18 protein-coding genes are annotated in these 18784 nt (G+C 59.6%); 10 read left to right on the plus strand and 8 right to left on the minus strand.

Annotated features, from left to right (window positions below; all coding sequences use genetic code 11):
* Position 1 precedes the first annotated feature (1 nt).
* From ACFC5L_RS06430 to glyS, 4 genes are read left to right on the plus strand one after another with little or no spacing between them, the layout of a single operon-like run.
* Positions 2 to 328 carry a putative quinol monooxygenase gene (locus ACFC5L_RS06430; RefSeq protein WP_375201101.1) on the plus strand — a complete coding sequence of 109 codons (327 nt, stop codon included), beginning with the start codon at positions 2 to 4 and terminating at the stop codon, positions 326 to 328.
* Between the two features lie 28 nt (positions 329 to 356).
* The gene (locus tag ACFC5L_RS06435; RefSeq protein ID WP_375201100.1) at positions 357 to 917 is read left to right on the plus strand and encodes a DUF6438 domain-containing protein; all 561 of its coding nucleotides are present in this window, start codon (positions 357 to 359) and stop codon (positions 915 to 917) included.
* Positions 918 to 921: 4 nt separating this feature from the next.
* Positions 922 to 1368 (plus strand): PaaI family thioesterase, encoded by a 447-nt coding sequence (locus ACFC5L_RS06440; RefSeq protein ID WP_375201099.1) that lies wholly within the window; start codon positions 922 to 924, stop codon positions 1366 to 1368.
* Between the two features lie 41 nt (positions 1369 to 1409).
* Positions 1410 to 3590 (plus strand): glycine--tRNA ligase subunit beta, encoded by a 2181-nt coding sequence (glyS, locus tag ACFC5L_RS06445; protein WP_375201098.1) that lies wholly within the window; start codon positions 1410 to 1412, stop codon positions 3588 to 3590.
* 3 nt (positions 3591 to 3593) lie between these two features.
* Here glyS and ACFC5L_RS06450 read toward each other — a convergent pair whose 3' ends face one another.
* Positions 3594 to 5042 carry a hypothetical protein gene (locus ACFC5L_RS06450; RefSeq protein WP_375201097.1) on the minus strand — a complete coding sequence of 483 codons (1449 nt, stop codon included), beginning with the start codon at positions 5040 to 5042 and terminating at the stop codon, positions 3594 to 3596.
* A gap of 260 nt (positions 5043 to 5302) precedes the next feature.
* On the opposite strand from ACFC5L_RS06450, the gene ppdK reads away from it, so the two are divergent.
* From ppdK to ACFC5L_RS06470, 4 genes are all read left to right on the plus strand, one after another.
* Positions 5303 to 7993, plus strand: a complete 2691-nt coding sequence (gene ppdK, locus ACFC5L_RS06455) for a pyruvate, phosphate dikinase (protein WP_375201096.1) — start codon at positions 5303 to 5305, stop codon at positions 7991 to 7993.
* Positions 7994 to 8252: 259 nt separating this feature from the next.
* A complete protein-coding gene (locus ACFC5L_RS06460) occupies positions 8253 to 9026 on the plus strand; it encodes a cell wall hydrolase (protein ID WP_375201095.1) in 774 nt (257 codons plus the stop codon).
* Between the two features lie 146 nt (positions 9027 to 9172).
* A complete protein-coding gene (locus ACFC5L_RS06465; protein ID WP_375210737.1) occupies positions 9173 to 9835 on the plus strand; it encodes a helix-turn-helix transcriptional regulator in 663 nt (220 codons plus the stop codon).
* A gap of 69 nt (positions 9836 to 9904) precedes the next feature.
* Positions 9905 to 10810: an aspartyl protease family protein gene (locus tag ACFC5L_RS06470; protein ID WP_375201093.1), complete on the plus strand. Its 906-nt coding sequence runs from the start codon at positions 9905 to 9907 to the stop codon at positions 10808 to 10810.
* Between the two features lie 30 nt (positions 10811 to 10840).
* On the opposite strand, the gene ACFC5L_RS06475 is transcribed toward ACFC5L_RS06470, so the two are convergent.
* Genes ACFC5L_RS06475 through nadA form a run of 4 tightly spaced genes read right to left on the minus strand, consistent with a single transcriptional unit; the run spans position 10841 to position 15292 of the window.
* On the minus strand, positions 10841 to 11794 hold the full coding sequence (locus ACFC5L_RS06475) for an MBL fold metallo-hydrolase (RefSeq protein WP_375201092.1): 954 nt from the start codon (positions 11792 to 11794) through the stop codon (positions 10841 to 10843).
* 9 nt (positions 11795 to 11803) lie between these two features.
* Positions 11804 to 12649, minus strand: a complete 846-nt coding sequence (gene nadC / locus ACFC5L_RS06480; RefSeq protein ID WP_375201091.1) for a carboxylating nicotinate-nucleotide diphosphorylase — start codon at positions 12647 to 12649, stop codon at positions 11804 to 11806.
* The gene (locus ACFC5L_RS06485; RefSeq protein ID WP_375201090.1) at positions 12646 to 14184 is read right to left on the minus strand and encodes an L-aspartate oxidase; all 1539 of its coding nucleotides are present in this window, start codon (positions 14182 to 14184) and stop codon (positions 12646 to 12648) included. The genes nadC and ACFC5L_RS06485 overlap by 4 nt, the downstream gene beginning before the upstream one ends.
* 1 nt (position 14185) lies before the next feature.
* Positions 14186 to 15292, minus strand: coding sequence for a quinolinate synthase NadA (gene nadA / locus ACFC5L_RS06490; RefSeq protein ID WP_375201089.1), 1107 nt, complete (start codon positions 15290 to 15292; stop codon positions 14186 to 14188).
* Between the two features lie 267 nt (positions 15293 to 15559).
* On the opposite strand from nadA, the gene ACFC5L_RS06495 reads away from it, so the two are divergent.
* Positions 15560 to 15865 carry an ArsR/SmtB family transcription factor gene (locus tag ACFC5L_RS06495; RefSeq protein ID WP_375201088.1) on the plus strand — a complete coding sequence of 102 codons (306 nt, stop codon included), beginning with the start codon at positions 15560 to 15562 and terminating at the stop codon, positions 15863 to 15865.
* A gap of 12 nt (positions 15866 to 15877) precedes the next feature.
* The gene (locus tag ACFC5L_RS06500) at positions 15878 to 16324 is read left to right on the plus strand and encodes an SRPBCC domain-containing protein (RefSeq protein WP_375201087.1); all 447 of its coding nucleotides are present in this window, start codon (positions 15878 to 15880) and stop codon (positions 16322 to 16324) included.
* 8 nt (positions 16325 to 16332) lie between these two features.
* Here the strand turns inward: ACFC5L_RS06500 and ACFC5L_RS06505 are convergent, their stop codons facing one another.
* The 3 genes from ACFC5L_RS06505 to ACFC5L_RS06515 all read right to left on the minus strand — a co-directional run bounded on the left by ACFC5L_RS06505 (position 16333) and on the right by ACFC5L_RS06515 (position 18690).
* Entirely contained in the window at positions 16333 to 17370 is a 1038-nt protein-coding gene (locus tag ACFC5L_RS06505; RefSeq protein WP_375201086.1) for an NUDIX hydrolase, read from the minus strand.
* An 18-nt stretch (positions 17371 to 17388) separates the two neighbouring features.
* Complete coding sequence (locus tag ACFC5L_RS06510; protein WP_375201085.1) at positions 17389 to 17880, minus strand: hypothetical protein; 492 nt, start codon at positions 17878 to 17880, stop codon at positions 17389 to 17391.
* 171 nt (positions 17881 to 18051) lie between these two features.
* Positions 18052 to 18690 (minus strand): YfbR-like 5'-deoxynucleotidase, encoded by a 639-nt coding sequence (locus tag ACFC5L_RS06515; protein WP_375201084.1) that lies wholly within the window; start codon positions 18688 to 18690, stop codon positions 18052 to 18054.
* Between the last annotated feature and the right edge of the window lie 94 nt (positions 18691 to 18784).

The following is an 18784-nucleotide window of genomic DNA, read 5'->3' on the forward strand; positions in this document are numbered from 1 at the left end:
TATGAGCGTTATGGTCATCGCCTGTTACCGGCCGAAGCCCGGCAAGGGCGCCGCGCTGTTCGAGCTCATGAAAGCCCATTTGCCGGTCCTGCGCGCTGAAGGGCTCGTCGGCGAGGAGCCTTCGCTGTGCGGGCGCGCCGCGGATGGAAGTTTTGTCGAGGTGTTTTGCTGGAAATCCCAAGCGGCGATCGATGCTGCTCATGAAAACCCGAATGTTCTCGCCATGTGGGAAAAATACGCCGAACTTTGCGACTTTGTGACCATCGGCGATCTTGCTGAGGCGAAACAGATGTTTTCTCCTTTTGCGCCGGTCGATCTCGCGTCATAAGGTGAGTGCGGCAAATGAGATGCAGAATATGATGATGAAATGCTTGCGGCTTGTTCCGGCGGCGGTGCTCGCGGCCCTTTTCCTGTCGGCCTGCGCTCCGCAGGGCTACACTCCTTATTATGCAACGCCGGGCGGCAATGGCGAACAGACGGATCTTGACCAGATCACCTTGCAGCGCACGGCCTGTTTCGGGTTTTGTCCTATCTATGACGTGACGGTCTATGAGAACGACGTCCTGATTTTTCACGGCGAGCGCTTTGTCGCCGAAACCGGCGGCGCCGTCAGCAAACGTCTCCCGGACGGCTCGTTCAAAAAACTCGTCGACATCGCGAAAGCCCATAAATTTTCAGAATTCGATGCCCGCTATCCCAATGAGGCGGGCGACAATTGCGGTCCTATCCCCACTGACATGCCGAGCATAATTGTTTCGTTTGAGGGCAAACGCCTTAATCATGAAGTGAACCTCTATCAGGGTTGCAGGTTTGACGGCCGTGAAAGCTTTGACGAGATGGTCCTCGCCATGGACGCCGTTCTTGATATTGACGACATGATCGGCCCGCGTGAGGATTTTTACGGCGCAAAAGAATAAGCTCATGGCCCGCACAACCTCTGAACGCCACACGGATATTCTGAACGGCTACAAGGCCGGCGGTTCGCGCTTTAACGACTGGTCGCGGGAAAAGCTCGGCGAGTTTGCGCTGCTCGACTGGTCCTGGGGCCACATCTCCATGCGCTGGGACATCGACCACCGCTTCATCATGCCCGACGGCGTCATGTTTGGCGGGCATATCGCCTCGGTCGCCGATCATGTGGCCGGACTGACGGCGATGACCGTCCTTACCGACAATCGCGAACGCTTTCGCACCTCGCGGCTCGAGACCAATTACTTTCGCCCCCTTATGGCGCCGCTGGCGACGCTTGAGGGGCGGGTGACCAATGCGTCCGCGACCCTCATCCATGTGGAGGCGGATTTCCTTAATGCCGAAGAAAAGCTCGCCGCGCGGGTCTATGCGGTGCAGGTGCGCCGGATGACGGGGTAGGCAGCTTGCGCAGGGCCCTAACCGCCCGTAGAAACCCGCCCATGTCAGAATTGCTTCTCGAATTGTTCTCCGAAGAGATCCCTGCGCGCATGCAAGGGAAAGCCGCCGCCGACCTGGAAAAGGCGGTCAACAAGGCGCTCATGGACGCCGGCTTCATGCCCGAAGGGGTTAAGGGCTTTGCCGGGCCCCGGCGTCTCACGCTTGTTGCGGCGGGCGTGCCTGCGCGCCAGCCCGACCGGCGCGAGGAGAAAAAGGGCCCGCGGGTCGGGGCGCCCGACAGGGCCGTCGAGGGGTTTTTGAAATCGGCGGGGCTGACGTCCCTCGATCAATGCGAGCAGCGCGAGGACAAAAAAGGCGCTTATTGGGTCGCCGTTATCGACCAGAAGGGCCGCGATACAGCGGAGCTCATCGCCGAGTTCATGCCGCAAATCCTGCGCGGCTTTTCATGGCCGAAGTCCATGCGCTGGGGCGATGGCGATTTGCGCTGGGTGCGCCCGCTTCATTCCATCCTCTGCGTCTTTGACGGCGAGGTCGTGAATTTCGAGATCGACGGGATCAAGTCGAGTGACAAGACCCAGGGCCATCGTTTCATGGCGCCGGACGTCATTCAGGCGCGCTCCTTCGAGGCCTATGCCGAGGCGCTCAAAAAAGCCAAAGTCATTCTCGACGCCGAAGAGCGCAAGGAAATGATCGCGGGCGACGCCGCGACCTTGTGCAAGGCGCAGGGGCTTGAGCTTGTCGAAGATACGGGGCTCTTGAACGAAGTCTCAGGCCTCGCCGAATGGCCGGTCGCGATGATGGGATCGTTCGACGAAAAATTCCTGTCCGTGCCTGACGAAGTGCTTACCGCTTCCATGCGCGGACACCAGAAATATTTTTCGGTGAAAGACCCGAAGACCGGACGCCTCGCCAATAAATTTATTTATGTCGCCAATATTGAATCGCCCGATGGCGGCAAGGCCATGCGCACCGGTTATGAGCGCGTCCTGACAGCGCGGCTTTCCGACGCGTGGTATCTCTATCATCAGGATCTGAAGCGCCCGCTCGAGGCCCGCATCGAAGATCTGGACAAAGTGACGTTCTTCGAAGGGCTCGGTTCCGTTGGCGACAAGGCGCGACGCGTCGCGGCGCTGGCGAAAGAGATTGCGCCATCCGTGGGCGCCGATCCGGAGGCGGCGGAACGCGCGGCGATGCTCGCCAAGGCCGACCTCGTCACCGGCATGGTCTATGAGTTCCCGGAGCTGCAAGGCGTCATGGGGCGCTATTACGCAATAGAAGAAGATTTGCCGGCGACCATCGCTGACGCGATCCGCGATCACTACAAGCCCGCCGGTCAGGACGATGACGTGCCGACCGCGGCGGTCAGCGTGGCGGTCGCGCTTGCGGACAAGATCGACACGCTGGCGGCGTTCTGGGCTATCGACAAAAAACCGACAGGATCGAGCGATCCGTTTGCGTTGCGGCGCGCAGCGTTAGGGGTGATCGCAATCACACTCAACAACGGCATTCGGCAGAATCTTTTTCATGTGCTTATGCCCGCCTTCAAGAATCTCGAAAGCGTGCACCCTGATGCCGTCGCCGCCCACCTGACCCATGGCTCAAACCTTGTTGAATTTTTCCATGACCGGTTGAAAGTGCACCTGCGCGAGCGTGGTTTTGCTCACGATCATGTTGATTCAGTGCTTGAAGACGCCAAGGGTGAGCTGCATGACGATCTGGTTTTAGTCGTCGCGAAACTCGAAGCGCTGGCCGCGTTCCTGAAAACCGATGACGGCGCCAATCTCGCGGCGGCCTATAAGCGCGCGGGCAACATCCTCAAAGCTGAAGAGAAAAAAGATAAAGCGCCCGCCGATCCGAATGCGGTGGAGGAAAGCGCGCTCGCCGAAAAGGAAGAACAGGCGCTGTTCTCTGCGCTGAAAGACGCCGAGGCGGCTGCCGAAAGAGCCGTCGCCAGTGAAGATTTCGAAGCGGCCATGTCTGCGCTGGCGCAGCTTCGCGCGCCGCTCGACGCCTTCTTCGAAAAAGTCACGGTTAATGCCGATGACGCGAAACTGCGCGCTAACCGCTTGTCGCTTCTTGCGCGCCTGACGGCTGCCACGGCAAAGGTGGCTGATTTCTCCAAGTTGGAAGGTGTTGTTCTAACGCCCGGTGCAGGTACGGCAGTTGCTTCTGGGTTTGTTCCAGACGTAAAGGCAGAGAAAAATAAATCTCGCGGAAACTAGAAGCTAATCCTTAAACCCCGCCGCGCGTTCTGCGCTCGGGAAGAACAGAAACGCCAGCATCAATATGTAAGGCGCATAATCCCAGGAAATCGCCAGCGCCCAGACATCGGAAAAGATGCTGGCGTTCTTCAACACCGCGTCACGCGGCGTGATCGTGGAAAGACCCGGCACGAATTCCGCATCGACGACAGACTGACGGCGCGAGACTTTTTCCGGCTCTTCGGGCGGCGGCGGCGGGTTGATCAGCTCCCGGAAAATATCGAGCCCGCGCGCCGGCGATAATTCCGCCGCTGATTTCAGCGGCACGGCCGGTTTTTGCAGTTTTTGGGAGCGGATGATGGAGGCAAGCGCGCCTTCCACTTCCTCCGCGTAGCGGTCAATGGCTGTCTGCTGACTTGGGGATACGCGAACCGGTTTCGGATTGGCGCGGGCGAAACTGTCAAGTTGCTGGTCGAGGAAGCGCTCAATGCGCTTGTCGTGACGCCAGCGATTGAGGACGCTGGCGAAGTCGTTAAAGGCGGTTTCGAATTCCCGGTTCCAGCGGTCCACATTGTCATAGGCGTTGCGCGAGAGAAGTTTTTTAAGCTCATCGGTTTTCGCCGCGCAGATTTCTGGATCGTAAGGATCAACACCGGACGGGTCGGGCGCGGCCAGCGTCGCGGCGACGCTTTCTTCAAGACCGCGATACCAGTCGGCGATGCCGTTGAAATAATCGGTGACGGCTCCCGCGCCCGATGCGCCTGATTGCGCCCCGCCCACGCGTTCCCCGTCGGCGACGCGGGTGACGTCGCGCACGGAGAGCCTTAAATCTTCCAGAAACAGAAAATCACGCTGTCGCCAGGCGGTGATGCCGGCGCATTCAGCGGCGAGGCGATCGATCTCGAAGTTATAGGTATGGCGCACGGCGTCGACGCCGCCGATCCCGACAACGGTCGTCCAGGTGGAGACGAAAAACAAAATCGCCGCAAGGATCGGGACGACAATGAACAGTTTGAAGGCGCGTTCGATAAAGAAAATAAGGTCGCCCAAGAAACTCGACTTCAATCCGCGGAACCAGTCGCGATGGCGCACGAAATCCGCGCCGCCGACCCAGATGGCGACAGCGAGACAAAAGACGAAAACGCCAAAAGCCGGCGGCAGGATCGAATTGCGGAAGATGTCGGCGGATTCCTGCGACGTGATGAGGCCGAAACCGATGGCGGAGCTGATGGCGCTGAAAAATCCGGCGGTGACCGCGACCACGACGAAAAGCCGGTTGAACAGGGAAGACCCTTTAAGGCGCGGCGAGGCGAGAGCGCCGATCAGGACAAGGCCGATAATGGCGATGACGGCGCTCGCGCCGGCGATGGCGGTCAGGGAATATCCACCGGCCCCGCCCGTATCCTGCGCGACCGCGCCGGAAAATCCGGCCGCGCCAGCCAGACACATGATCGGTAAGCCGATCCGCCCCATCTGATCCCCGCAAAATCCCCTGTGTCGCCCCGGGCTAAACGGGGGCTGGCCGCCCAGCCTAACACGGAAAAAAAAGTGGTGAATAGTTATCCACGGCGCCGAGAGGGCGCTTATAGTACGGTATTGAAAGAAATGGCCAAACCGGCGCGATGTGACAATTTCCGGCTTGGATGTTGCACTGCGGCGCCCTAAGGCAGGATGCCGTCCGCAGTGTGGACGACGGGCGGCCAAGTGGACTGACGAAGACAGGCGGAGACCCGATGAAGAACAAGACAAAATGGGTTTACTCATTCGGCGCAGGGAGTGCGGAAGGCGACGCTTCCATGCGTAATCTTTTGGGCGGCAAGGGCGCGAACCTGGCCGAAATGGCGAGCCTTGGGCTCCCCGTGCCGCCAGGGTTCACCATCACCACCGAAGTCTGTTCGGCTTTTTACGACAATGACTGCACGCATCCTGCAGGCCTCACCGAAGAAGTCGCCGCGGCGCTCGCCAATGTGGGCAAGGCGGTCGGCATGAATTTCGGCGACACGTCGAAACCGCTTTTGGTGTCGGTGCGGTCGGGCGCGCGCGCCTCCATGCCGGGGATGATGGATACAGTCCTCAATCTCGGTCTCACTGATGAAACGGTGAAGGGGCTTGCGAAACTCTCCGGCGACGAACGCTTCGCCTATGACAGCTATCGCCGCTTCATCCAGATGTATTCGGATGTGGTGCTTGAGGTCGATCATCATTCTTTCGAGGAGCTGCTCGAGACCTACAAGGAAGAGCGCGATTATTTCCTCGATACGGAAATGACCGCCGACGACTGGAAGGCCGTGATCGACGGTTACAAGAAAGTCGTCGCTGACGAGCTCGGCAAACCCTTCCCGCAAGATCCGGAAGAACAGCTCTGGGGCGCCATCAACGCCGTCTTCGGCTCCTGGCGCAATGACCGCGCCGACACCTATCGCCGTTTGCATAACATCCCTGAAAGCTGGGGCACGGCCGTCAATGTCCAGGCGATGGTGTTCGGCAATATGGGCGATACGTCAGCGACGGGCGTTGCTTTCACGCGCGATCCATCGACGGGCGATAATCATTATTACGGCGAGTTCCTGATCAATGCTCAAGGCGAAGACGTGGTCGCCGGCATCCGCACGCCGCAGGCGCTGACCAAGCGCGCACGCGAAGCGATGGGCGATGAAGCGCCTTCCATGGAAGAAGCGATGCCGAAAGCCTATGCCGAGCTGGCGGCGGTTTTCGACAAGCTCGAAAAACATTACCGCGACATGCAGGACATTGAGTTCACCATCCAGAATGAAAAGCTCTGGATGCTGCAAACGCGGAACGGCAAACGGACCGCCAAAGCGGCGCTCAAAATCGCCGTTGATCTTTGTGAAGAGGGGCGTATTACGCAGGAAGAGGCTGTCATGCGGGTTGATCCGCATTCCCTCGACCAGCTTCTGCATCCTTCGCTCGATCCCGATGCGCCGCGCGATCAGGTGCTCTCCGGACTGCCGGCGTCGCCGGGCGCCGCGTCGGGCGAAGTGGTTTTCAATTCCGACGAGGCCGAACGTCTCGCCCAGGAAGGCAAGTCCGTCATTCTTGTGCGCGTCGAGACAAGCCCTGAAGACATTCATGGCATGCACGCGGCGAAAGGCATCGTCACGGCGCGGGGCGGTATGACGTCTCACGCGGCGGTCGTTGCGCGGGGCATGGGCCGTCCATGCGTTTGCGGCGCAGGGGATCTCAAAATCGACAAGAGTGAAGACTTTTTCTCGGTCGCCGGGCGTCAAGTGAAAAAAGGCGATATCGTCACCATCGACGGCGCCGCAGGCCGGGTCTACGCCGGCGCCGTGCCGACGGTGCAGCCGGAGCTGTCCGGCGATTTCGCCAAGCTCATGGGCTGGGCCGACGCTGTGCGCCGCATGAAAGTGCGCGCCAACGCCGAAACGCCTCATGATGCGCGCGTCGCGCGTGATTTTGGCGCTGAAGGCATCGGCCTTTGCCGCACGGAACACATGTTCTTTGAGGCTGACCGCATCATCGCCGTGCGCGAGATGATTTTGGCTGAAGACAAAAAAGGCCGTGAGACGGCGCTCGCCAAACTTCTCCCGATGCAGCGCTCGGATTTTGAAGAACTGTTCCGGGTGATGAGCGGTCTGCCGGTGACGATCCGGCTTCTCGATCCGCCGTTGCATGAATTCCTTCCGCATTCTGACGATGAGATTGAAGAAGTCGCCAAATCCTCCGGCATGGATGCGCAAAAGCTGAAAGAGCGCGTCCATAAACTGCATGAGTTCAATCCCATGCTTGGCCATCGCGGTTGCCGTCTTGGTGTTTCCTATCCGGAGATCTACGAGATGCAGGCGCGCGCCATTATGGAGGCGGCTTGCGCCATCGCCAAAGAGACGGGCGAAAAAGTCACGCCGGAAATCATGATCCCGCTGGTGGCCAAGCGCGAAGAACTTGCCATGCTGAAGGCGCGTGTCGATGCGATTGCGCTGGCTGTCTTGAAGGAAAACAAGACAAAGCTCGACTATCTTGTGGGCACCATGATCGAGCTGCCGCGCGCCGCCCTGACCGCCGACGAGATTGCGAAAGAAGCGGAGTTCTTCTCCTTCGGCACCAACGATCTGACGCAGACGACTTTTGGCCTGTCGCGTGACGACTCGGCGGCGTTCCTGCCGGATTATTTGCGCCAGGGCATTTTCGAGCGCGATCCGTTTGTCACGCTCGATCCGGACGGCGTTGGTCAGTTGATCAAAATCGCCGCCGAAAAGGGCCGGTCGACCCGCCCCGAGATCAAGCTCGGCATTTGCGGTGAGCATGGCGGGGACCCCGATTCGATCCGTTTTGTGGAGGGGGCAGGGCTCGATTATGTGTCCTGTTCGCCATACCGGACGCCAATCGCCCGCCTTGCTGCAGCGCAAGCAAAACTTGAAAAAAGTCAGGGCGGTTCAACCAACTAAAGGGTTAATATTAATGTGAGGAGAAATATTTCCTCACAAAAACAAAGGCTTGGGTTTTGGCGATAAGGTTAACAAAGGGTTAACGCGGGCCAAAATCATTTGTAAAACCTCTTTGCGGGCGCCATATTCCGGCTTGGAAGGGCGCGCTTTGAGAGCGCGTTTTTTGCGTCTTACGAATTGGTAAAGGTTTGCGGTCGAGGCTTTTGGGGCCTCGCCGGACTGGCGACAGACAGCCGGTGTGAATTGAAAGACTGTTGAAGTGAAAGACGGACACGAACATCACGGCTTTGAGGTCAACTGGACCCTGCGCAGCCTTGCGGCGGCGGGCCTGTTGTCGATTTGCGCCGTGGCGAGCGCCATGAGCGCCACCGTCAATGCGAGCCGCGCGGAAGAAGAGCGCAAGGCGCAGGCGGCCATCGCCGAAGAGGCTGAGCTTGTCGCCGATCTCGCTAACTATCTCGCGGCTGAAACCGCCGCCGCGCGCGAAGCCATGGACGGGCCGCGCCTCAAGCCGGCGAAAGCGACGACCGATGTTCTGGCGTCCGCCGATCCTATCGAGGCGCTGACATCGTTTGACTTCACGGAACTCACGATCGCCAAGCTTGACGCGCAAGAGCGCACTTGTCTGGCTCAGGCGATCTACTATGAGGCGCGTTCCGAGCCGCGTATCGGCCAGCTCGCCGTCGCTGATGTTGTGCTCAATCGTGTAGCGAGCGCGGTTTATCCGAATACGATTTGCCAGGTGGTGTTTCAGGGATCGGAGCGGCGCACAGGCTGTCAGTTTTCCTTCACCTGCGACGGCTCCATGCAGGCGCGTCTCAACAAGCGCAAATGGAAAGAGTCCGATGACCTTGCCGGCGCTATTCTCGCCGGCCTGCGGGCGCCCATCAGCCGGAACGCCACACATTATCACGCCAATTATGTGACGCCTCACTGGGCGGACTCGCTGACGCCAACAGCGACGATCGGCACGCATAAATTTTACAAGTTCCGTAGTCGTCGCAATGTCGCGGCGGCCCCTGCGGCGATGTAGTCTGCGCATTGCAGCCGCTTTCACCTTACGCTGACATTAAAGCACGGTCTGTTTCAGGCCCGCGCGGCCGGTTCCGGTTCTCCCGTTTTGATGTGGCCGCGGGAACGAAAATTAGAAATCATGGCCATGACAACTGGCATGTTTTCATGCTGCTCGGCGGCGATATGGAGCAGGCCGCCGGGGAGAACAGCGTCACTGTAAAAAAGGCGGGCGTCAGGGTTTCATCGAAGGATCGGCGGCACGCCATTGATTTCGGCGCTGAAGGTGGGCGCTGCCTTGTGCTGCACGTCGCAGATGCATCCATGATGGCCGGTTTCGAGAGTTCTGCGTCAGCAGGGGATTTTTTTACGCATGATGAGAAGGTCGTGCGCGCTCTGGCGGAAGCGTCTCATCAACTGGCGGACATTACCGCGGCGCCGCTCTTGGATCTGAAGGTCAAAGAGGCGCTCAACAGGCTCCGCTTACTGGGGTCGGGCTGCCTCGAGGCGCCGCCTCCATGGCTGGAAGAAACCCGCATGCGCCTTGAGAGTAGCGACAAGCCCGTCAGCATCGCATCGCTCGCGGACGCCGCCGGCGTTCGCCGTGAACATTTTTCGCGTCGGTTCCGCCATTATTTCGGTTATGCGCCAAGCGAGTATTCTTCGGCGCAGAGATTGGCAAAGGCCCTTCGATTGCTTGCTGGCGGCGCAGCGACGCAGGCTGAGGTCGCCGCCGAAGCTGGTTACTTCGATCAAAGTCACTTGACGCATTCGCTTCGCCGTGCGCTTGGGGTCGTTCCATCGCAAATCCGGGTGGCAGAGCATTCTTGATCACAATCGTACAAGCGTTTGCGCCGCAAGTTTGTGAAGCTGGCGTGTGAATTGGCGAGGATGCAGATCATGAAGCTGAAAACTTTGCTGGTGTTGGCCGTCATTGCGGGCTGGCCGTCAATCGCGGGAAACGCTGCGCGCGCTGAAACAGACCATACGGACATCCCGTTGCATTTCGATGGCGACGGCCGGCCGGCCGCTGAGGTCCTGATAAACGGTGAAGGCCCCCTGATCTTTGCGATCGATACGGCGGCGACAGCCTCGTCGGTGAGCAAGCCGATTCTGGATAAGCTGGGCGTTAAACCGGACCCGCATCGTCGCGCCATGGTGCATGGCGCGGGCGGCGTTACGGAGACGCCGCTATATCGCATCGAAAGCATCAGAATTGGAGGGGTTGTTCGTGAGGGACTATATCTGATCACGTCGCCTGCCGAGCACGACGATACTGCGCATGATGGCCTTATTGGCGCAGATGTTTTTCGCAACACAAACATGGAATTCGATTTTTCTGGAAAACGGTTCTCTCTAGACGCCGAAACGCCTTTCTTCGAAGAGAATGACTATGACCTTGCATCAGCTGAAATAAAGTTTGGTAGTCTTGCTGTCGTAAATATCAGGATTAACGGGGTCGAGACAGCGGCGCTCATCGATACAGGGGCGCAAGAAACGATCGCCAACAAGGCCTTACTGACGGCGCTGCGCAGAAGCGTTGAAGACGCCGGTATGATGCAAAAGGAAGAGACGATGGGCGCGACGGCCCATGCGGTTGAGGTGTTCGAAGGCTTCAAAGGGAATGTTCAGCTTGGTAAAGCTGTGATTGAGAATGCGCCGATCAAGATTGCCGACCTTCATGTTTTCGAACAGCTTGCCATCAACAGTGGTCCGGCCCTCATTCTCGGAATGGATGTCATGTCAAAGCTTGGTGGTCTCGTCATAGACTATCCGGCGGAAACCGTTAAGTTTCGCGCGAAATAATGCGTCGCGAATAGAAATTTTCCAACTGCATTAAAGGCAGTAGCGACGGCCTTCCTGAGCGATGTTGAATCCTTTGCGGTGAACCATATCTCGTTCTGGCGCGTTTGGATTATGAAGCGGGTTGGTATGGTTCATATGGATGAAATGAACTTTCGCCTTGGTTTCCGGCGGCAGCTGGGCGAAGCGCTCCATGGAATGGCTTACAGTCGGGTGCGGGACCTTTGACATATCCCGCCCGGGCAATTCATCGCCTGAATAGAACGTCGCGTCCAGAAAGGCGTAATCGACCTCGGCGATCTTGTCCTCAATACGCGTTCCTTCGGCGTCCCATTTCTCCCAACTGTCAATGTCGGGAAGATATATCGCGGACTTTTCCGGCCCCTCGATAAGAAATCCCACAACTTCGGAAAACTCCTGGCGATGGGGTACGAGAAAGGGCGTTACGGAGATCCCGTCAGCCAGGCTCTCCGCCTCGCCGTCCTGCATGATCGCGCCGAAGATGTTGTGATAGGTCAGTAGCTGCGACCACGGGCCATTTTGCGCGATGAAGTCCGACATACGCGGCATCGCGAACACCTGAATGTTTTGCGCGCCCGCCGCTTCATGGCCGAACATCATCAGTCCGGCATAGTGACCGATATGAGCATGGGTGAGAAAGACGCCGTTTACATGCGCCGGCTTGTCCGTCGGCGCGGCTTTGTTGAGGCGATGAAGCTGGAACTTGATGTCCGGCGTGGCGTCAAAGAGCCAGCGTTTTGGCTTTTCACCCCGCCGGTCGATTAACGCGATTGATGAAGCCAAGCGGCGCAGCGACGGATCATCCCATGAGGGATCATCAGGATTTCCGATTTGCGGTTTGCCGGCGTCCTGCGCGACGCCGAGTACGAGGAGGGAGACGTCGCATTGTGGCGTCTCACTTACAGTTGTTTCCTGCGCGCAGGCGCCGAGCAGGAGGCATGTGACAAGAGCGTATAATCGTTTCATGCGGCGAGCTTAAAGGAAATCGAGCCCGACATCGAGATTGGGCGCCGAATGGGTGATCCAGCCGGAGGAGATCACGTCGACGCCGGTTTCAGCCACGGTGCGCACCGTGTCGATGGTGATATTGCCGGAGGCTTCCAGCACCGCGCGGCCTTTATTGATCTCAACGGCGCGTTTCATGGTTTCAGGCTCGAAATTATCGAGAAGGATGACATCGGCGCCGTTGGCGAGGGCGTCTTCAAGTTGGTCGAACCCGTCGACCTCGATCTGGATTTTGACCATATGGCCGACATCTGCGCGCGCCGCGCTAAGCGCCTCGGCGATGCCGCCCGCCGCGGCGATATGATTGTCCTTGATCATGACGGCGTCATAGAGCCCGAAGCGGTGATTGTGACCGCCGCCGCATTTGACGGCGTGTTTTTGAAAAGCGCGAAGGCCCGGCGCCGTCTTGCGTGTGCAGGCGATTTTGACGCCGGTTCCTTTCACCGCGTCGACGAGCGCCGCCGTCGCCGTCGCGATGCCGGAAAGATGGCCCATGAAATTGAGCGCCACCCGCTCAGCCGAAAGAACGCCGCGCGCCGGGCCGTCGATCGAAAGGATGACGTCGCCTTTTTGCACGCGTGCGCCATCTTGCTTTTCAACGGTGATATTAATCGCCGGATCGGTAAGGCGGAAGGCGGCAAGCGCGGCGTCAACACCGGCGATGACGCCCGGTTTGCGTGCGGCGATGACGGCTTTGGCGTTTGCCGCCGCGGGGATCGTGGCGTTGGTCGTGATGTCGCCAGCGTCGCCGAAATCTTCTTTCAGGGCGCGGGCGACCGCGTCTTCAACAATCAAGGACGACAGGCGCGCGGTCATACAGACTCCTCGTCGTCATAAATTTGGGTTGCGGCGATTTCCGTGTGAAAAGCTTCTTCCTCTTTTTCAGGAAAGTCGCTGCGGAAATGACCGCCGCGCGACTCCTCGCGGGCGAGGGCGCCTTGCGCAATCAGTTCCGCCGTGACGAGCGCGCTCTTAAAGCCGCTGGTCATGGCCGGGCTTTCGTGCATTTCGTGGATGAGATCAAGGAGATCGGCGAGGCCTTCGCCGTCGCGGATCAGCGCGCAATGTTCCGTCATGGCCTTGCGCAGCTTCATCATCTCCGATGCTGGCGCGGGCAGGGGCGCCATTTCCATTCTGTCGCCCGGCGCGCCGGCTTCTTCCGAGAGGTCAATCGGCGCCTCGCGCAACTGATCTGCGATGCGCGCGCCGAAAACGATGGCCTCAAGCAGAGAATTTGACGCCAGACGGTTGGCGCCGTGAACGCCGGTGGAGGCGACTTCGCCGACGGCCCAAAGGCCAAGAAGGCTTGTCCGGCCGTCGAGATCTGTTTCAACGCCGCCCATATGGTAATGCGCCGCCGGGGCGACGGGCATCAGTTCTGTTCGCGGATCGATTTTCGCCGTCTGACAGGAAGCGAAGACGGTGGGGAAGGCGTCGGGAAACTTCGCGCCGATGGCGTCGCGCGCATCGAGAAATGCGCCGCGTCCGGCCTTGATTTCCGCTTCGACGGCGCGGGCGACGATGTCGCGCGGCGCGAGGTCTGCGTCGTGGTGATAGGCCGGCATGAACGGTTTGCCGTCCTTGTTGACGAGAACGGCGCCGTCGCCGCGCAAGGCTTCAGTGGCGAGCGGGGCGGGGTCCAGACCGATATTGAGCGCCGTCGGATGGAACTGCACGAATTCCGGATCGCGGATCATGGCGCCCGCGCGCGCCGCAAAGGCAAGGCCATGGCCTTGCGCCGGTTTCGGATTGGTGGTGACGGCGTAAAGCCCACCAAGGCCGCCGGTCGCTAGGATTGTTTCGCCTGCCTCAAAGGCTTCGCGTGCGCCCGCATCGACATCATAGACAAGCGCCCCGCCAATGACATTGTTGTCGTCGATAAGGAGATCTTCAACGACGATGCGTTCGACAATGGTGATGTGCTCGGCGGCGCGCGCGGCCTTCACCATCGCTTCCATGATCGCGGCGCCCGCCTGATCGCCGGTGGCGTGGACGATGCGGTCGCGGCAATGGGCGGCTTCGCGCCCGAGCTTGAGTTTGCCATGATCGTCGCGGTCGAATTCAACGCCGAGACGCAGGAGGTCCTCAACAGCTTCCGGTCCGCCTGTTGCGAGGACATGCGCCGCTTCCGGATCGACGAGTCCGGCGCCTGCCTGCATGGTGTCGGCGAAGTGAAGATTGGGCGTGTCGTTGTCGCCGACGGCGGCGGCGAGCCCGCCCTGCGCCCAGCGCGTGGCGCCGCCCTTGCCGAGCGGGCGCGCCGTGACGACGGTCACCGGCCGGGGGCTGAGCTTCAGCGCCGTGTAAAGCCCCGCAACGCCGGCGCCGATGATGAGGATGTCGGATTGCAAACTATGACGCCCGCGCCTCGATCGCCGCGACTTCCGGCGGGCGCTGGTGGTTATACATGGACTGCCGTTTCAGAGGCAGCGCGATCATCCGCTCGATGGGGCGGCGCGCCTTTTCGATGATCTCCGGATCGATCAGAGCCTCGTACTCCATGGTCTGAAGCGAGCGCAGAATCTTCGGCAGGCTGATCATCTTCATGTAAGGGCAGAGATTGCAGGGCCGGACGAAATTCACCTTCGGATTTTCCAGCGCCACATTGTCCGACATGGAGCATTCGGTAATGAGCACCACATTGTTGGGCTGGTTTTCCTTGACGTAGTTCGACATTCCGCTGGTGGAGCCGGCGAAATCGGCTTCCACCAGAACGTCCGGCGGGCATTCGGGGTGAGCGAGGACGATGACGCCCGGATTGCCTTCGCGGATTTCGCGGATGTCTTCGGCCGTGAAGCGCTCATGCACTTCGCAGGCGCCGGCCCAGGTGACGATCTTGATGTCGGTCATGGCCGCGACGTTTTTCGCGAGATACTGGTCAGGGATGAGGATCACCGTGTCTGTGCCGAATTCCTTCGCGGCGTGTTCAACGACCTCGACCGCGTTGGATGACGTGCAGCAGATGTCGGTTTCGGCTTTGACGTCGGCCGTTGTGTTCACATAGGTGACGACTGGCACGCCCGGATATTTCTGCTTCAGGAGCCGCACATCGGCGCCGGTGATCGACGAGGCGAGGGAGCAGCCCGCGCGCGGATCGGGGATCAGCACGGTTTTGTCCGGGCAGAGGATCTTTGACGTCTCGGCCATGAAGTGAACGCCCGCCTGAACGATCACATCGGCGTCAGACTTCGCGGCTTCCTTGGCGAGCTGGAGCGAGTCGCCGGCGAAATCGCCGACGCAGTAAAAGATCTCCGGCGTCATATAGTTATGCGCCAGGATGACGGCGTTTTTTTGCTTTTTAAGATCGTTGATGGCGGCGATATAGGGAGCCATGGTGCGCCACTCGATTTCGGGAATCGATTTGGCGACGCGTGGATATAGGTGATCGGTCTTTGCCTTCACTTCATCGGTGTAAGGCAGCGGCGCCGGTTTTAATTCAGGTCCAGCAGAATCAGGCATTTCATCGCCTCCCATGGTCAGCCTGAATGACGCCCAGGCCTTATTCTCAGAGAGCATTTATGCTCAACTAGAGCATATATAGGCTGAAAAAATCAGCCCGCAAGGGCTGAAGGCTGCAACCTAGTGGAAAAAGTAGGGTCGTCAACAAACCGTCATGGAATCACCAGTCGTCGTCGCTGGAATGGCGGTAACAGCTTCCTTCACTGTGGAAAGACGGCACACTCCGTAAGTATTGACTTACGGAATTAGGCGCCCTATCCGTTAGTCATGACTTACGAAATGAAATTTGAAGCCCTGGCGGTTCCGACGCGGCGCGCCGTGTTTGAAAAGCTCAGGGCCGGGCCGTCTTCGGTGGGCGCGCTGGCCGAGGGCTTGCCGGTGTCGCGTCCGGCGGTCTCGCAGCATCTGAAAGTCTTGAAAGACGCCGGGCTGGTTCTGGAACATAGAGAGGGCGTCAAGCGCATTTATCGTCTTGATACGGAAGGTGTGCGTGAGATGCGGGACTATTTCGACCGCTTCTGGGATACAGCCCTGGACGCCTATCGCCGCTCGCTTGAAGCAAAAGACGCATAAGGGAGAGAGGAAATGTCCGTCATGGAAAAGATCGAACCGGTTGTGAAGACATTGGCGCTTAATGTGTCGGTGGAAAAAGCATTTCATCATTTTACGGCCAACATACATCTTTGGTGGCCATTGGCAGGCCACTCCCTGTCGCAGGGTGAGGCGCAGAGCGTCGTTTTTGAAGCGCGCAAGAGTGGGCGGATTTATGAAATCGAAAAATCGGGCCGCGAGCGTGAATGGGGCGTCGTCAAAATATGCGAGGCGCCAAACCGTCTAGTCTTTTCCTGGGTTCTTGAGGCACCGGAGAAAGCAACGGAAATCGAAGTTCAGTTCGCGGAAGAAGGCGCCGGGAAATCAACGCTGACCCTCATTCATCGCGGCTGGGAAAATCGCGAAGACGGCGCTGAGTGGCGCGAAAACTATAATGGCGGCTGGGATGGCGTCTTGGCGCTTTACGCCGGTTCTGTTTGATCTCGTGTCTAGTCGCCGGCGCGGCGCAGTCTCGGTATCGCGAGCCCGGCGGCGGCGCGGTCTTTCAGCCCGGCGCGGTCGACGCGGAAAAGAGCGGCCGGGCGGCCGCCGGTTTCGCCTGTGGTTTCTCCGGTCGCCTCCACGAAGCCCGACTTTTCGACGCTGCGGCGGAAATTCTGTTTGTGGAATTCAAAACCGACAATCGCCTCCACCGTGCGCTGCAGTTGAAGCAGCGTGAAGGCGGGGCCCACCATTTCAAAAATAACCGGCCGGTATTTCAATTTGCCGCGCAGGCGTCCGATGGCGGTGGCGAGGATGCGCCGGTGATCTGAAATCATGGAGATTCCAACATCGCCTCTGCCCGGTTCTTCGCCCGGCGGCGGCTCCAGCTGCGCCGTCTTTCGGTCGCGCCAGGCCTCAATAACAAGGCCTGCTTCATACATGAGCTCATAACGGTCAAGCGTGCGCTCTTCTTCCCAGCCGAACCCGTCGCGGCCGAAAGATAAATTCACCCGCATTTTCCGCGATTCGCGTATGTCGGCTTTTTTCGCGCGGCCAGCCCATGCTTCGAGCGCCGGGATGATCCGCTCCCGGAGGATTGGCGGCTCTCCTCCGCGCCAGTCTTCCCAGGGAAAGAAAGAATACCAATCGGCCCAGGCCGCATCTTCCGCCAGTAGCTCGGCGGGCGATGGCGCGAGCGCCAGATAGCCTACAGAAATGACGCGCTCGCCGGCGCCGCCGGACAACGCGGCTGCCGGCGCCTCCCGGCCCTTGTCGCCGAAGGTGTAAAGCTGCTCCACATAGCCGAGGCTGACATGGGTCTGGCGTTCCACCCATTCGCGCATGCCGATTTCAAAAGTCCGGTGGCGCTCAGGGTCGAAAGGCCCATAGGGGAGCGCAAGGTCGCGCGCCGGTCCCTCTGCATCGCTGTCCAGGGGCGCGCGCACGCACAGGACTTCCGGGCGGTCGCCGTCAACAACCGCGATCACCGCATTAAGGGCGATGGCGACATTGGAAACCAGCGGCGGCGAGGGCGCTTTTCTCATGCCCCGTCTATGGGGGATTTACGGGGCCGCAGGCAAGGTCACCACCGGCGCGCAGACGGTGGAGCAACAGGGGCAGAGGTCAAGAATGGCGCCGACCATGCGGTCCTCACGGTTTAACAGCCGGTCGGCTTCGGAGACCAAGCGCAGATTGGGATCGGCGTGCGGCGCAGCGGTGCGAAGGCGTACAGCGATCTTTTCCTCGCATTCCCCGCCTTCGCGCATGCAAAGAAGAATATAGGCGATGGCCATGGAGCGGGCCACGCCGCGGTGGCAGTGAATGAGGATGTCCTCGTCGCTTGCCGCCCATTCCCTGGCGAAGTCGACAATGGCCGGCGCCATCGTCTTCTCGCAAGCCGCAGGGTCGAGCCGGAGATGGCGCTCCCGGGGCAGTTGCCGGAAGGGCTCTGGCACGACGTCGTCGCTGTCGAGAATGGAAATGACATAGCCCGGCCGGCTGCGCGCAAAGGCGTCAGCGGCGGCGTCGAGAGAACTGACGATTACTTGGGGCATGACTTTGAAGACATGGGCGGCCGGATTACATTCATAACGAGAGGGATTTTCGCCTTTCCTGACAATAATTCGCCCATCTTAAATAGGCGTTTCCGGGCGCGAAGAAAATCCGCCGCCGCTCACAGCCGCTTGAGGCGCCGCAAATGTTACCGCCCTAAAGGCGTGGCTGCGTTATGCTCCGAGGTGTTGTTTTATGAGGCTTTCAAAGCGTTTCAGATAGGCTTCCTGCGCCTCAAGCGTGGTCATGGCGTTGAGCGTCAGAGGCGTCACGCCCTTGGGCTCGCCGAAGAATTTTCGCGCTTCGCCCGCTTCGAACCCGGCCAGTTGCACCGCCTCGAAATAGGCTGAGGCGCGGTCGCCGCGCTTGATCAGCTTTTCGACGGTGTCAGGAAGATGGGCCGGCAGCTCAAAGCGCAGATGGATCGCTTGCATGAGCCGGCTTTCGATTGCCTTGTAATGTTCGCCGAGCTGCGCCTTGAAAGGCGAAATCATATCGCCAATGACAAATTCGGGCGCATCGTGAAGCAGCGCCGCCAGCCGCCACTTCACCGGCCAGCCGGGTTTCAACTCGCCGCAAAAATTTTCGACAATCAGGGAATGCTGCGCCACGTTGAACGGGATTGGTCCCTTGGTCTGACCGTTCCAGCGCGCGACGCGCGCAAGGCCATGGGCGATATCCTCAATCTCCACATCCATCGGCGAGGGGTCGAGAAGGTCGAGACGACGCCCGGATAGCATGCGCTGCCATGCGCGCGGCGGCTCTGTGGCGGCAGAGGCGGCCTTGCGGGAGGCGGTGGAGCGGGACGCCATGTCATTCCTTTCGGGCGCTGATGAGGCGCACCGCCTAGCAAAGCGCCGGTGGCCTCGCAAGGGCGCGCCAAAGACGCTGATGCGCGACGAGTCG

Origin of the sequence: Hyphococcus sp. (assembly GCF_041986965.1) — a bacterium.
Lineage (GTDB): Bacteria > Pseudomonadota > Alphaproteobacteria > Caulobacterales > Parvularculaceae > Hyphococcus.